Below are 14,594 nucleotides of genomic sequence, written 5' to 3' on the forward strand. Positions count from 1 at the left end.
ACCGAACAAGCTGATAAATTTTATATTTCCAGTGGATTTTTTAAGGGAGATTTTTATTCAAATTCAACTCATTTTATGGAGCTTAAAAACTAAAGAGTTGTTCAACTCATGCATTAGTTGAACAATGATCGACTGCTTCGGCGGCCTTTTTTATTGGACTAAATGGCAGATTGGTTGAATAAGGAAATGATATAATTTCTAATTAATTTTGTTAATATGGAATAAGTTATTAAAATAATACAGCGAGGACGTTAATCGTAATGCATGGAAAAAAGAAGAAAATTAGAGGTTTAAGAAGACGGTTCAGAACTTTTAATAAATACATTTTGGAACGTGAGGGCGTATTACCAATTCCTAAAGACACAAGTGATAATTATATAGGATACCAATCATATGAGTTGTTATTTGAAAGGATATTCCCTGGTTTCAGCAGTTATCGCCAAAAAGTCAAAAATAGTTTTTTTCAATCAGTCATTGATTTTGTTGGATATTTAAATTCACTTAAAACAGGAAACGAAAAAGAATATCGGATATTCTGTAGTTTTTTATTTCCAGATTTACCATATGCTCAAGTAATTATCATTTATACAAAAACTGGTATGGAAAGTTATTACGATGGACTACTGGGTAGAAAAACAAACGAACATCGATTTAATCCGATTTTTAATACAAACCATTTTAGCGAAAACTATTCATTAACTGTTCCCAAAGAGTTAAAAGTTATAGGATACGAAGATGCTGATGATGGAGATATAGAGGTCTGGTTAATTGGTAGCCCAAATATTTAAGTCCAACACCATTTTACAATAAGCTTGTTATTTTTATAATAATAATGCAACTAGCGCATGCGTTAGTTGAAGATTATTTAATAAGATTTTATCTTGCAAATATAATTAGCCAATGAGGAAAATTAATATGATTTCTGTTTATCTTTTAAAACCTAGACAATTAGGAACTGATGTTTATTATAAAGTATTTGTTTCTGAAGAATATTTATATTTTATTAAAATTGGAGGTCAATACTTTAGTCGTGATGCTTACTTTAATCAATTAAGTGGATTTGGCATTTTATTTTGGTATTGGTTTAAAAAAATAGAAAAAAAACAAGCTTTATATGAAGCTGAAATTGATCTGAAATTTGAGAGTGGAGAAATAGAAAGTGTTCTACATAAAAGCCATAATTTTAAGTTATTAACGGAATCGATTGAAGAAATTCAAACTAGTAAAAATAAAACTTTTCATACATTTTTTCATGATTATGGAAGAATTTCGTTTAAATCAAAGAATGGTAAAATTAATAAGTTTATAATTCCAGATACTAATTTAAGAATTACTGTGGTGAATAGTTTAAAAAATTCTCTGCATTCAATTACAATCAAAGAAATAAAATAGTTTAATATGTTAGCTAACACCTTTAGAATGACTTAAGCAACTAACGCATGCATTAGTTTAACAACAAGATCGGCTGTTTAGTCGATTTTTTTTTTTTCAACAAAATGGCAGGATAGTACAATAAGAAAATAAAAAAAAGGTATAATTTTATTAAAAAAGTTGGTTAGAAGAGGAAATAAAATAATAATGAAAGAACCAGGAAAAGTAAAAGAGGTGAGTAGTATAAATACAGTTTATGTAAATATTCGGCATATGAATTTTTGGTATGGACATTATAATTTTTGTCAAAAAAGTTGTAACGATGAAGTTACAATTTATTCAGACGAAAATGCAACGGAATCGTTGGGGCATTTTGAAATTACTACAAAATCATCCCTTGAACATCTTTTGAAAAATGTACTTGATAAAAAAGAGGACGAGGAGTATTACACTGAAATTGAAACCTTTGTAAATAGTAACTCTGATATTTATTATAGTTTTATATATCCAAGAGATGATGAAGATATTTTGCATCAGGTTAAGAATTTTGCCCCAACAAATAAAAAAAATCATAAACCGATTTATATTGATATGTGGACAAAAACGTTAGAGAGTTTGGATGTGCTTGAAATTAAAAACTGTGTAAAAATCTTTATTAAAGAATTTTTTTATAAGGTTGTTATGAATGTAGAAATTCTAGAAATTCCATCTTACGAACAAACAAAATTAAGTTATCAAGAAGACTACTTACCTTTTTTGTAAATAAAAATAAAGGGGCAACCTTATGCAACTAAATGATGCATTAGTTGAAGATCATGAGTCACAGAAGTGGCTCATTTTTTATTGAAGTAAATGGCAGTATAGTTCAATAAGGATTCTTGGTAAGCCGTGTGATAATAATACGAATTTTTGTTAAAATATTATTGCTTATATGAGGTTTTAAATAGACTTTATTTAAGAATTAAATTAGATAAGGTGTGGATTAATTTTGAAAAAAGAACGGAAAGCTCTTTTTAAAGAAATTGAAAAAATTCAAGAAAAGTCTATGAGAGAGTTGTCAAAAGAATTTGGATTAAAAAAAAGGTCGATTTGTTTATTTAAAAAAGAAGGAGATTTTTTTGTAGAAGGAGTCTATTCAACACATCATACGGAAGATGATGTAATTTCGATTAATATCTCTTGTAATATAAAGCCATATAGCTACGATGATCTATTTTGGGAAATTTTTGATATGGAGGGAAATGCTAAAGCACCTATGAGTTTAAGAGCAGTGGGAGCATTTGTAGCTCCAAGATATAGAATCAAAGAGATTAATATTGTTGAAAACAGTTTAGTGAATATAGAAGATGATATTCGACAAACCGTAGTAGGATTTATCGATACTTACGAGACATTTATTAAATCGATTGAAAAAGTAGATAACTTTAATAAATTCATATTACAACAATCAGATTTTTTATATGAAGAACTAATAAAAATGTTAGCTAATATACAAACTGGAAACTACATAAATGCATTAAATAGTGCTACGGAATTAATAAGTAAAGGTAAAACAGGGTACCTAAAGAATGGCAATAAAGGTATTTATGAATATATAGTTGAGTATTGCGAAAAAAAGCATAATATTTATTAATACTTATAATATCTACTACGTTTCTTATGCAACTAACTAATGCATTAGTTGTACAAAATAATCGGCTGTATGGTCGATTTTTTGTGTTGTGCTAAATGGCAGGTTAGTTGAATAAATACTTTATTTTTTTTGTAGAAAAAAGGCGAAATTTCCCCAAGTAACAATAGTTGGATATTCTGTATAATTAACTTTGTGGAAGTTACTGGAAGCTTCGTTCAACAAAAAACAAAAAATAAAATAGGGGTACAATTTATGAAAAACAAGAAACGTTTTCTCGCTCTTTTTCTATTACTAGTTGTTGGAATCTCAATCCTAATCTATCAGCAACAAACAAATGCTGAAACTGTAAAGGTAAAAATAGGACAATCTAATCAGTTCACTAAAGACGAAATAAATGCAGCAGTCAGTACGGTAAAAGAACAATTCAAAAGTTATAAAGGATGCACATTGACAGATATATGGTATTCAGAAAAAGATTCTCTTGCGGTAACTAAAGAATATATGAACTATGGTGGGGGTTATGAAACAGTTGTTGGTGACAAAAATGTACTTGTTTTGCTTTCAAACTTTAAAGTCGATTCTTCTGGTGGTAATGGAAGTTGGAAGCCGAATTCAACTCAGACTAAATACACTTGGACTTTGATAAGAAATAATGAAAAGGGAAAATGGAGAGTTAAACAAACAGAAGATAATTATACTGATGCGGATAATGTAAAAGTGAGAATAGGACAATCTAAAAAGTTAACGAAGAACGATATAAAGACAGCGTTCGAAACCGTCAAGAAAGATTTCAAGAAAGATGAAAATAATGAAGGGTGCACAATTACGGAACTACACTATTCAGAGTTTCAAGCGATAGATGCAGATACAATTGAAGCTTATATGGAAGATAAAAATGCTATTGTGGTCTATGCTACTATTAAAACTGGTCCTTCAGTTGTTGGAGGTTGGGAACCGAATAAAACTATGGTTAATTTTAGTTGGACTCTGGTTAGGGATAGTAAAAATGGCAAATGGCGAATTAAAGGTGGAGGATATGCATAAATTGTAAACTCATTAGTTGAAGAACAAGAGCAGCCATTTGCTGCTTTTTATTTATGTATTTGATAGTTCATTGAGGGTATGTTTTTAGGCCTTTAAAATATGTAATTTAAAATATAAAAATTTCATATTGTTTAATAAAGGACAAGTAAGGAGTTGTTTACATTTTGAATAAGGGTGTTATAGCACTATTAATGTTAAACGTTCTGATTATAATTGTTATAGCTCTTTACCTTATGGCAAGATACAAAAAACAGTCAATTCAAGTATTTACTATATCTAGCTTTTTAAATAATAATCATTTAAACGACAATGAAAATCAGAAGGAAAGTCTGATAGATAGAATAAATGATTTTTTCGATGAGAAAGATAGCAACGAAAGTAATGATAACGGTGAAAGTGACGATGGGGATGATGGCGGAGAATAGTAACCACCCATTTCTTTAGTTAATTAATAGTGTATTTGAGACATAAGCTTATTGAACTAACGGATGCGATTCTTCAATAACGAAGGATCGTTTTTCTTATACAGCTACCATGAAAATTAGTTAGTTCTGATATAACAAAATGACAATACTTAAGAAAACTCTGCTCAATCGTTAAAAAAAAAGAGTAGAGTTATCTAAAAAGCCTTGTGATTACAGTTGACTGGATAAAGTCAGTATCAGTATAGACACTTTCCATATATTTTCATTCGCTGTGGTGCAGCGCTTGCGCTGCATGGGTGGCTAAATGGCAGTTTAGTTGCATAAAAAGATATAATAAAGATAAAAATTTTTAGAAAAAAATGATATTTATTCAAATATTTAGGGGGAAATTTAATTATGCAAGATTTGAAGGGAAAAGTTATCTTGATTTCAGGAGCAAGTTCAGGTATTGGACGTGCTACAGCAGAATTGCTTGCATCAAAAGGAGCGAAAATTATTGTAAACTTCCGTTCGAATGAAGAAAGTGCAACTGAAGTCGTATATCATATAAAAGAAATGGGCGGAGAAGCAATAGCAATAAAAGCTGATGTTACAATAAAAGAAGAAGTGAATGCAATGGTTGAGCATGCAATTAATTCACTCGGAAAGATAGATGTCTTAGTAAATAATGCAGCAGGTGGTATTCGCCAGAGTACATTTATTGATGCAAGTGAAGACTTGTGGGAAGAAACATATAAGCTGAATATTACAAGTGTGCTTTTATGTTCGCAAGCTGTCTTAAAACACATGATACCGAAAGGGAAAGGGAAGATTATCAACATATCTTCAACTGCAGCACGTATTGGAGGAGCTGGAGAAAGCATTCATTATGCTGCCACAAAAGGAGCTTTAAATACGATGACGATTGGTATGTCTAGGGAACTGATTGAACATGGAATTATTGTGAATGGTGTGGCACCAGGTGTCGTTGAAACACCTTTTCATGAAAAATTCGCACCAAACGATGACCGTCTTACTCGTATGTCTGCATCGATTCCGATAAAAAGAATCGCTAAACCAATTGAGATTGCAGAATGTATTGCATTTCTAGCTTCTGAATCTTCAAATTACATATTAGGAGAAATTATTAATGTTAGTGGGGGAAGATAATAAAGTATATTATTCTTTAGTTATTGTTTAATATTTCTTCTTATTCAACTAACTGATGCATTAGTTGAAGTTCACGAGCTGTTCCTTGCTGCTCGTTTTTTTATTCAAGTAAATGGCAGATTAGTTGTATAAGGAAATTAATTTAAATATTAAGTTAATTAAGATAAACTGGAAATGGAACATAATTCTTTTGAATTAAAAGTAGTTATATTAAAGCACAGTAAGGTGAAAACGATGCAAGCAAAGATACCAAAATTCAAATACATTAAAGCTAATAATTTTTCAAAGAACAAAACTGTCATAATGTATCATGGATGGGGTTCTATAATTGATTCACAAGTAGTAATCGGTGAAGAGATTGCAAATAGAGGATTTAATGTAGTCATTCCAGAAATTATATATCACGACACTAGACAACCATTAAATAATCCATTCGAAAAGAGTACGATGCAAAATTATTTTTGGAAGACTGTTTTTAAAAGTATTGATGAAGTAAATGGATTAATACAGAGTTTGAGAATTGATACAGAAAATGTAATTCTCTATGGTAGTTCAATGGGTGGCTTTATAGCGAGTGGAATTTTCTTTTCAGATATAAAATATGCTGGATTGATTAATGTAAATGGTTCAAGTTCGTTTGCCACCTCAGAAAACATTTTAAGAGAAATGGATTTGAGAAAACCTTTAGAAATGGATGAATTGAACTTAATTAAGCAATACGATCCTAGATTTAAAAAAATTCAACAAGATGGAGTCGTTTTGTTTTTACATGGTGAAAGCGATCAAATTGTCCCAATTGGGGGTCAACAAGAATTTTATAGACATTTGATAAACATAGAAGAAGCAAAAAGAGTCAAATTCATTACATATGAAAATGTTAATCACTCAGTGACTGATTCAATGGTCGTAGACCTTATAGATTGGTTAGAAACTAACTACAATAACCCGATATGAAATTTAGTTTTTATTTAAACACCTATCATTTTTTAATTTTAATTGATAAAATCTTATGCAACTAACTGATGCGATAGTTGAAGATCATGAGTCACAGAAGTGGCTCATTTTTTAATGAAGTAAATGGCAGTATAGTTAAATAACAGTTTGATGTTAATATAAAATTAACATTAAAAATGTGTTGTTGTAATTTGTCGTTTAATTTTATACGATTGATTAATTTCCTTATTTTGGTATTTATATCAATTAACATTATAATTGGTTTATATAAGTTAAAGGAGAGTTAAAAATGAGTAATTTTAATGTATATGGAGCACTAATTAGTTTGGTGCTTATCTGTTTATTTGTATTTGTTGTAGTTAAAATTGTGAAAAATATTTTGTTATTTGTGGTGAATAATTCGTCCATTTCAAAAACAAAAATTGCAGAAATAGAACAGAGAATTAGCAATCTAGAAAAGAAATAACATTAAATCTAATTCAACTAATGCATGCTTAAGTTGAATAAAAAGATCGGCTGTTTTGTCGATTTTTTTTATTTAACAAAATGGCAGAAGAGTTGAATAAAAAGATTTAATAATGACCTAATGGTGCAGTAAATGAAAATGTGAGAGTTTGTCAAAAACCATATTTAAGATTTCATGGTTAAATAGAGCGAGGATACCTAATGGCAACATCAAAAAGCCAATAATCCAAATGAGCAGAGCTAGGAATGGATCGTACTCACTTACATTCATATTCCAGAAGAACCATCCTAACGGAAAAAATATAAGTCCAATTATTATAAGAATTATTGATTCGAACATAATTTTTCACCAACCTTTTTCTTATCATATTTTTTAACAGCTTGGTAGATGAATAAGTAAGAATACATAAATTATGATTTTGAAACAAACAAAACAACTAAGACTGTTTTTATCGGTGAACATACAAGAATAGTATGAAGGTGAGAATATTCTTATCATGAGTTAGTTGAACAACAAGATCGGCTGTAATGGTCGATTTTTTTTATTGAGCTAAATGGCAGTTTAGTTTAATTAGTTAAAGCTCTTTTCAGTGACCAACCTGATGATATAATAAAAAAATAATATAAAATAGGAGTATGTGTTTTAATTATGGGAGCTTGGGGTACAGGAGTTTTTGATGATGATACTTCTTGTGATGTAAGAGATGATTTTATTGATTACTTAGAAGAAGGTAAAACAGTTGAAGAAGCAACAAAGATAATTTTGGAAGAGTATTTAGAAGAATACAATATAAATGAGGATTTGGAAGTATTATCGTTAGTATATATTGGTTTGTCTGCAATTCAGATGGAGAAAAATTGCCTACAAGATCATTTAAGAAAAAGTATAATTGAATTAATAGAACGTGGAGCAGATCTTGAACTTTGGGAAGAATCAGCTGAGAAAGAAGATTATGAAGAAAGAAAAAAAGTATTAAACAATTTTAAAGAAAAGCTACTTAAATTATTATAAATAGTTACCGTGCTTATGCAACTAACTGATGCGATTCTCCGATTTCGAAGGATCGTTTTTTTATTCAAGTAAATGGCAGTTTAGTAGAATAAATAAACTGTAAACGATGTGATGATTTTTACAAGGAATAACCGATTGACGTGTGTTTCGAAGCAAAAGAATTTGCTAAATCTAAATTAAGTCCTAAAGTTGCATAAAGAAAAATCCAAATAATAAAAAGCATAAAAAATACAGCGCTAAATGTTATTGGAAGTAAAAGAACCCAATATACAGGGCAATTAATTTAAAAAAGCTACCTGCGATGGTAGCTAGAACTTATACTTAAAGCAGAAATCGATTAAACGATTTTCCTTGTTAATTATTTATTCGAATGAGTGGCAAGACCCCGTCCAATTAGATTTGCAGAAACAGGTGGTTTCCCGATTTCCCTTGCCCAAATTGATAATTGTCCTATATGGTGAATTTCATGTGCAATGGTGTGTCTAATGATTTCACCCCAAGTATCCGTCACATTTTTTCCATCTGGTAAGGTATCGTAAAATAAACGATTTTCCATTTCATGATCCCAGTTGTCTACAAAGTTTTTCACTTCAATATGGAATTTAGCGTCCAATTCTCGAACTTTATCTAAGCTTTTATAAGCATCGAAACTCTCTTGAAAATCAGATTTGCCTTGTATGGTACGAATCCAGCTCCACTCTACATCAACTATATGAAAAAGTGTATGTAAAATACTTCCCATTCCACCAGATCGGGTCAACAGTAGTTCTTCTTCACTTAACTCTTCACACCACCTATACCATTCTTCTCTTACCGACCAATTATATCTAAAAAACATTTGCAATTATAACGCCTCCTACTTATAGAAAATTAAGCAATGGTAATGGTTAATGAGGATATTTCCAAAATTCGCTAACTATGAGTATTTCAACAAGCAACGGTTAAATTCCTTGTTGAATAAAAAGCATGCGATATTTCAATAGAAGATTGCTTTTTCTTCTTCAACATAATGGTAGATTAGTTGCATAAGAAATGAAAAATTATCGTAATTAGTACCATGATTTTAAATAAATTTAGATAATACGTTATTCTAATATGGCTGGTTCATTATTGAGATTAAATTACAGAATGAAATTCATAGCTATTGGTAATTTAGTTGAGCAAGGTACAATAAGATAACACATTTTTCGTACTTTTATTTAACAATTTAGTCGCATTGATCTAATTGATCAAGCGTCTTTTTTGTGCAGAGGGTGGAATGATGCGGAAATTTTTTGAGAGTATATATGATAATGTTAATTAGGTATTTTCATATATATGAAATTTATTTCACGAAAGATTGATTATTACTCTTATGTGTATTATATTATTCATGAAAATGAAATTCGAGGTGATGTGATGAATATTGGAATGGAAATAAAGAAATTGAGGACTGAAAAAGGTATTACTTTGAAAGAGTTAAGTGAAAAAAGTGAACTATCTATTGGATTTATATCTCAATTAGAAAGGGGACTGACTACAATAGCAGTTGATTCACTTGAAAAACTAGCTGATACTTTGGGGGTGCATTTAACACATTTTTTTGATTACCCACTTAAAAGGAAAGATATGGTTTTGAGAAGTTATGAACAAGAAATAATGGATTCGGTAGAAGGAGGTTTTATTAAGTATAGTTTAAGTACAGATTTGGAAAATAAACAACTTGTTCCAAGGCTTATAGAAATTCTTCCTCAAAAGAAAGATGAAGAAATATTATCCTATAAGCATGAGGGAGAAGAGTTCGTATATGTTTTAGAGGGTATATTAACAGTTTACATAAATGATACGAGGCATGAAGTATATCCTGGTGACAGTATTCATATGGACTCAAATATTGCACACAATTGGGCTAATTACACGAATAAAAAAGTCAAGCTTATAGCTGTTAATACGCCTAATTATCTCTACAATAGAGGATTTGATAATACAGATGCTGACTAGTAAAGACATTATATAAATTAATAGAAAGTGATAATAACAATGGATAAATTAATATTGTATTTAATTGGTTCTTTTTTTGTAATTGGAGCTATTGATTATATTACCGGAAATCATTTGAAACTGGGTGGGAAATTTGAGGAAGGCATAAAGACCATGGGGACTTTAGGGCTTGGAATGATAGGAATAATTTCTTTAGTTCCTATATTTACAAATTTTTTATCTGTTGTGATTATTCCAATCTGTAGAGTTTTTCACCTAGATCCCTCTATAGTTCCAGCAGCATTTTTAGCTGTAGATATGGGTGGCTATCAAATGGCTAATAAATTAGCATTGTCAGAGGAAATGGGATCATTTTCAGGAATCATCATTGCATCTACTTTAGGAGCCACAATTAGTTTTTCAATACCTGTCGCGTTAGGGATGCTATCTAAAGAGGATGAAAAATATTTTTCTAAAGGTGTGTTGGTTGGAATTATTACTATACCAATAGGATGTCTGTCAGCAGGCTTATGGCAAAAAATAAATATCAATCTATTAATTTTTAATCTGGTCCCTATATTTATTTTTGCCATTATTTTAGGGGTAGGAATATTAAAAGTTCCTCATGTTTTTATAAAAGTTTTTAATGTCTTTGGAAAGCTTATAGTAAGTTTGAGTACTGTTGGATTACTTTTACAAGGTATAAATGTGATATTTGGTGTAAGGCTTGTCTCAGGATTAGCACCACTTTCTGAATCTACTATTATAGTGGTCAAGATTGCACTTGTTTTAGGTGGAGCATATCCCATGTTAGCACTTATTAATCAAATCTTTAAAAATAGCTTTGAAAAAATAGGGGGGAAGTTTGGAATTAATTCAGTGTCAGTAGCAAGTATTTTAGGAAGCTTAGCTAGTAATTTGTTGATATTTGGAGCATTTAAGGAAATGAATCCTAAAGGAAAAATGGTATGTACTGCCTTTGGTGTAAGTGGAGCATTTGTATTTGGTGGTCAACTAGGATTTGTGTCAGGAGTAGCACCAGAAATGATAGGCGCATTTATAATATCAAAGCTTACAGCTGGAATCATTAGTATAGTACTAGCTGTTTGGCTGTATGAACGTGAAAATAAAGAATTTAGTCTTAAAGAAAATGGAGGTATTAGTAATGAACATCAGAGATAGGGTCGAAAAGTTAAGGCAGCTAATGAAAGAAAATCAAGTGGATGCTTATATAATTCCAAGTTTTGATGCACATCAGAGTGAATATGTAGCGGAACATTGGAAATGTAGACAATGGATATCAGGATTTACAGGGTCTGCAGGTACAGTAGTTATTACATTAGAGGATGCTGGGTTATGGACAGATGGCAGATACTATATTCAAGCTGAAAAGCAGCTTGAGAACTCAGGAATCAGATTGTTTAGAATGATGGACCCAGAGGTACCATTTTATACAGAATGGCTAGCAGATATCCTTAAAGAAGGAAGTATTGTGGGCTTTGATGGAAATGTTTTTTCAATTAATATGGTTAAAAAGATGGAAAAAGATCTAAAAGCAAAGAGAATAGTATTAAAAATGAATCAAGATTTTATTGATGGTATATGGGCAGGTAGACCGGAAATTCCTAAAGGACAAATTTTTACACATGACGTAAAATATGCAGGCAAATCACGAGTAGAAAAATTAAATGAAGTAAGAGAAGAAATGAAAAATAAAGGAGGAAATTATTATATATTAACTTCTCTTGATGACATTGCATGGCTTTTGAATATAAGAGGAGAAGATGTGCCTAACAATCCCATTTTAATAGCTAATGTAATCGTAGCAGAACATAAATGTTATTTATTTATTGATTCTTGCAAGGTTTCCCCATTGGTTAAATTAGAACTAGAAGCTGATGGAATCGAGTTAAAAGCGAGTGATGAAATTCAAACATTATTGGAAAATCTTTTAGACGGAGATGCGGTTATTCTAGATACAAATAAAACAAATATCAGATTTTATAATGCCATTAACAGCAATACAAAGAAAATTGAAAGCCCTAACATCACTACTAATTTAAAAGCTATTAAAAATGAAGTTGAGATAAAAAATTTAAAATGGTGTGAAATAAAAGATGGTTTAGCTATGGTGAAATTTATAAAATGGCTAAAAAACTCTGTAGATAATACAGAAATTACGGAGATTACTGCAGAAGAAAGATTAGAAGATTTCAGAAGGGAGCAGGAAGGATTTGTCGGACCTAGCTTTGATACGATAGCAGGTTATAAAGAACATGCTGCGATGATGCATTATAAAGCTAATAAAGTAACCCAATATACGCTCAAGAATGAAGGTCTTTTTTTAATTGATTCAGGTGGGCAATACTATGATGGAACAACAGATGTTACAAGAACGATTGTTTTAGGAAAACTTACCGATGAACAAAAAAGAGATTTTACTTTGGTGTTAAAAGGGTTTATTGCATTAAGCTCAGTAAAATATTTATACGGAGCAACAGGCTCTAACTTAGATGTTTTAGCAAGACAACCGATTTGGCAGTATGGTTTGGACTATAAATGCGGGACAGGACATGGGGTAGGTTTTTTCTTAAATGTTCATGAAGGACCACAAAGCATAAGGAATGATGATAATAATGTTATTTTAGAAAAAGGTATGGTTATTACGAATGAACCGGGAATATACCTCGAGGGTAAATATGGAATTAGAATTGAAAATATGATGTTAGTAGTTGAAGACGAGAAAACAGAGTTTGGCCAATTTATGAAGTTTGAAGCAATCACGTATTGCCCAATTGATTTAGCCGGTATAAATAAAGATATGTTAACAGAGAGTGAAAAGCAATGGTTAAACAAGTATCATCAAGAGGTATTTACAAAGCTGGGTCCTTATTTAAATGAAGAAGAGAGAGAATGGCTAAAGGATGAAACTAGGGAAATATAAATAGATATTGCCAAAATAAGGTTAAATTAATTAGATAGATTTATTCTATCTACATTTGGTGTATTATTACTGATTGGAATATTTTTAAATAATATCTATTTTTGGATTGTTGTAGGATTGTTATCAATTATTATTGGTGTAACAAGAATAGTTATTAAATTAGTAAGTATGAGAAAAAAAGTATATTCTAATTTGAATTATTATTTTACGTTTATTCAACTAAAGCATGCGTTAGTTGCATAGCTGCAGACTACTTAGGTAGTCTTTTTTTTGCTAACTATTGGTAAAAATGTACTGTTTCACCTATATTCTGCAACTTCACCTATTGATGGTTGTTCGGTTAAAACAGGAATCCCACCAAATTTATGTGTATTTTTAAAAACTACATTGCCTACTCATTGGTTACTGGGGAGGAGTAGTATTCAATAGTAATTAGCTATCATATGCTCTAACTAAGAGGCACAATCGATGATTTCGATAAGTTGCATTTGTTATAATAAGGTGTTCTTTTAAAAACAAGGGGGAAAACAATGTGTCTGCAGAAAAAGTCGTTCGGCAATTTTTCGAAAAAGTCCGTTCTGGAAAGGAAGTAGAGGCTGCTCATTATTTAATGGCAGATAGTGTCTTGGCTCACCAAATTACTTCAGAAAATGAAGTGTGCATAGAAAGAACACCAGCCAATTACGCTGAACATGTTCGTGAAATGATCGAAGTGTATGGAGAATTCAGTTTAACTATAAAAGAGTTTATAGCACAAGATGATCGAGTCTATGTAAGATGGAAACAATCTGGGATACACATTGGTGAAGTAGATAATTTTACACCAACTAATAAACCAGTGTATGAGATTGCAAGTGCTGTCTATCGCGTCGAAAATGAGAAAATCGTTGAATACTGGATACAGATTGACCGTGAAGGAATTCGTATACAGTTGGAACGAAACAAAGAATTGTCCGTTCAATAACACTACAACATAAGACCTTCAATGTTGTGGATTGACAAATTAAAATACATAAATTCACCAAATAAGTACAATATGCATCTAGAGCATGCATTAGTTGAACAACCTTTAAGCTGCTTCGGTAGCTTTTTTTCTTATTCAAGTATGGCAGTTTTGTTGAATAATCATTACCAGAAATATGATAAAATTTCTAGTAATGATTATTTTTAAAACAAATTCTTATGGATATAATTGGAGAAAAAATGAAAAAAATTAATGGCTCGAATATATTCTTATGCCTTGGCGTTTTTGCACTTGTCATTAGTATACTCACATTTTTAACAGATCATATTGGATGGTCTATTTACTTTTTCATATTATTAATTACTGATATTGTATTGTTTTTAAATTTAAAAAGAAAAGGTCGATAAATATGATTATTAATGAAGATTTCTTTTATTTTTTAGGTTTTTTCCTAATTGGATACTTCCAAATACATATGGTTATATTCGTTAGAAAGAAAGATTTTTTATATGGGGAAAAATATAAAAGATTGAGAGATATGTTCTATCCTCTACCAGATATAGTTTCCTATTGGTTTTCTAAAATTAGCTTATTATTACTGGGTAGCTTTTTTATTTTCATTAGCTTCTATACATATTAATAATCTAACATTTAGGATTTGATCATAGTATTTC

Annotated in this window: 16 protein-coding genes; 15 read left to right on the forward strand and 1 reads right to left on the reverse strand. The window is 30.4% G+C overall.

Features of this window, described 5'->3' with window-relative positions; translation table 11 throughout:
* Nucleotides 1–260: 260 nt before the first annotated feature.
* The 10 genes from ACFCYN_RS23225 to ACFCYN_RS23270 all read left to right on the forward strand — a co-directional run bounded on the left by ACFCYN_RS23225 (nucleotide 261) and on the right by ACFCYN_RS23270 (nucleotide 8,053).
* Nucleotides 261–788, forward strand: a complete 528-nt coding sequence (locus tag ACFCYN_RS23225) for a DUF3916 domain-containing protein (RefSeq protein WP_375952102.1) — start codon at nucleotides 261–263, stop codon at nucleotides 786–788.
* Between the two features lie 127 nt (nucleotides 789–915).
* Complete coding sequence (locus tag ACFCYN_RS23230; RefSeq protein ID WP_375952105.1) at nucleotides 916–1,392, forward strand: hypothetical protein; 477 nt, start codon at nucleotides 916–918, stop codon at nucleotides 1,390–1,392.
* 186 nt (nucleotides 1,393–1,578) lie between these two features.
* The gene (locus ACFCYN_RS23235; RefSeq protein ID WP_375952108.1) at nucleotides 1,579–2,133 is read left to right on the forward strand and encodes a hypothetical protein; all 555 of its coding nucleotides are present in this window, start codon (nucleotides 1,579–1,581) and stop codon (nucleotides 2,131–2,133) included.
* Nucleotides 2,134–2,359: 226 nt separating this feature from the next.
* Nucleotides 2,360–3,004: a hypothetical protein gene (locus ACFCYN_RS23240; protein WP_375952111.1), complete on the forward strand. Its 645-nt coding sequence runs from the start codon at nucleotides 2,360–2,362 to the stop codon at nucleotides 3,002–3,004.
* A 252-nt stretch (nucleotides 3,005–3,256) separates the two neighbouring features.
* Nucleotides 3,257–4,048, forward strand: a complete 792-nt coding sequence (locus ACFCYN_RS23245; RefSeq protein WP_375952114.1) for a hypothetical protein — start codon at nucleotides 3,257–3,259, stop codon at nucleotides 4,046–4,048.
* 164 nt (nucleotides 4,049–4,212) lie between these two features.
* Nucleotides 4,213–4,473, forward strand: coding sequence for a hypothetical protein (locus tag ACFCYN_RS23250; RefSeq protein WP_172444314.1), 261 nt, complete (start codon nucleotides 4,213–4,215; stop codon nucleotides 4,471–4,473).
* Between the two features lie 396 nt (nucleotides 4,474–4,869).
* Nucleotides 4,870–5,622 (forward strand): SDR family NAD(P)-dependent oxidoreductase, encoded by a 753-nt coding sequence (locus ACFCYN_RS23255; protein WP_375952117.1) that lies wholly within the window; start codon nucleotides 4,870–4,872, stop codon nucleotides 5,620–5,622.
* Between the two features lie 234 nt (nucleotides 5,623–5,856).
* Nucleotides 5,857–6,576 (forward strand): alpha/beta hydrolase family protein, encoded by a 720-nt coding sequence (locus ACFCYN_RS23260; RefSeq protein WP_375952120.1) that lies wholly within the window; start codon nucleotides 5,857–5,859, stop codon nucleotides 6,574–6,576.
* A gap of 289 nt (nucleotides 6,577–6,865) precedes the next feature.
* Complete coding sequence (locus tag ACFCYN_RS23265) at nucleotides 6,866–7,042, forward strand: hypothetical protein (protein WP_375952123.1); 177 nt, start codon at nucleotides 6,866–6,868, stop codon at nucleotides 7,040–7,042.
* 648 nt (nucleotides 7,043–7,690) lie between these two features.
* Complete coding sequence (locus ACFCYN_RS23270; protein ID WP_375952126.1) at nucleotides 7,691–8,053, forward strand: DUF4259 domain-containing protein; 363 nt, start codon at nucleotides 7,691–7,693, stop codon at nucleotides 8,051–8,053.
* 358 nt (nucleotides 8,054–8,411) lie between these two features.
* On the opposite strand, the gene ACFCYN_RS23275 is transcribed toward ACFCYN_RS23270, so the two are convergent.
* Nucleotides 8,412–8,897 carry a DinB family protein gene (locus ACFCYN_RS23275; protein ID WP_375952129.1) on the reverse strand — a complete coding sequence of 162 codons (486 nt, stop codon included), beginning with the start codon at nucleotides 8,895–8,897 and terminating at the stop codon, nucleotides 8,412–8,414.
* A 554-nt stretch (nucleotides 8,898–9,451) separates the two neighbouring features.
* On the opposite strand from ACFCYN_RS23275, the gene ACFCYN_RS23280 reads away from it, so the two are divergent.
* The 5 genes from ACFCYN_RS23280 (at nucleotide 9,452) to ACFCYN_RS23300 (ending at nucleotide 14,327) form a co-directional block, all read left to right on the forward strand.
* Nucleotides 9,452–10,033 carry a helix-turn-helix domain-containing protein gene (locus ACFCYN_RS23280; protein WP_098169581.1) on the forward strand — a complete coding sequence of 194 codons (582 nt, stop codon included), beginning with the start codon at nucleotides 9,452–9,454 and terminating at the stop codon, nucleotides 10,031–10,033.
* 39 nt (nucleotides 10,034–10,072) lie between these two features.
* Nucleotides 10,073–11,194, forward strand: a complete 1,122-nt coding sequence (gene eutH, locus ACFCYN_RS23285; protein WP_375952132.1) for an ethanolamine utilization protein EutH — start codon at nucleotides 10,073–10,075, stop codon at nucleotides 11,192–11,194.
* Nucleotides 11,178–12,956: an aminopeptidase P family protein gene (locus ACFCYN_RS23290; protein WP_375952135.1), complete on the forward strand. Its 1,779-nt coding sequence runs from the start codon at nucleotides 11,178–11,180 to the stop codon at nucleotides 12,954–12,956. The genes eutH and ACFCYN_RS23290 overlap by 17 nt, the downstream gene beginning before the upstream one ends.
* 532 nt (nucleotides 12,957–13,488) lie before the next feature.
* Nucleotides 13,489–13,920: an ester cyclase gene (locus ACFCYN_RS23295; RefSeq protein WP_375952138.1), complete on the forward strand. Its 432-nt coding sequence runs from the start codon at nucleotides 13,489–13,491 to the stop codon at nucleotides 13,918–13,920.
* Between the two features lie 239 nt (nucleotides 13,921–14,159).
* The gene (locus ACFCYN_RS23300; protein ID WP_172444309.1) at nucleotides 14,160–14,327 is read left to right on the forward strand and encodes a hypothetical protein; all 168 of its coding nucleotides are present in this window, start codon (nucleotides 14,160–14,162) and stop codon (nucleotides 14,325–14,327) included.
* Nucleotides 14,328–14,594 lie beyond the last annotated feature (267 nt).

It is taken from the genome of Gottfriedia sp. NPDC056225 (assembly GCF_042267765.1).
Classification (GTDB): Bacteria; Bacillota; Bacilli; order Bacillales; family Bacillaceae_G; genus Gottfriedia.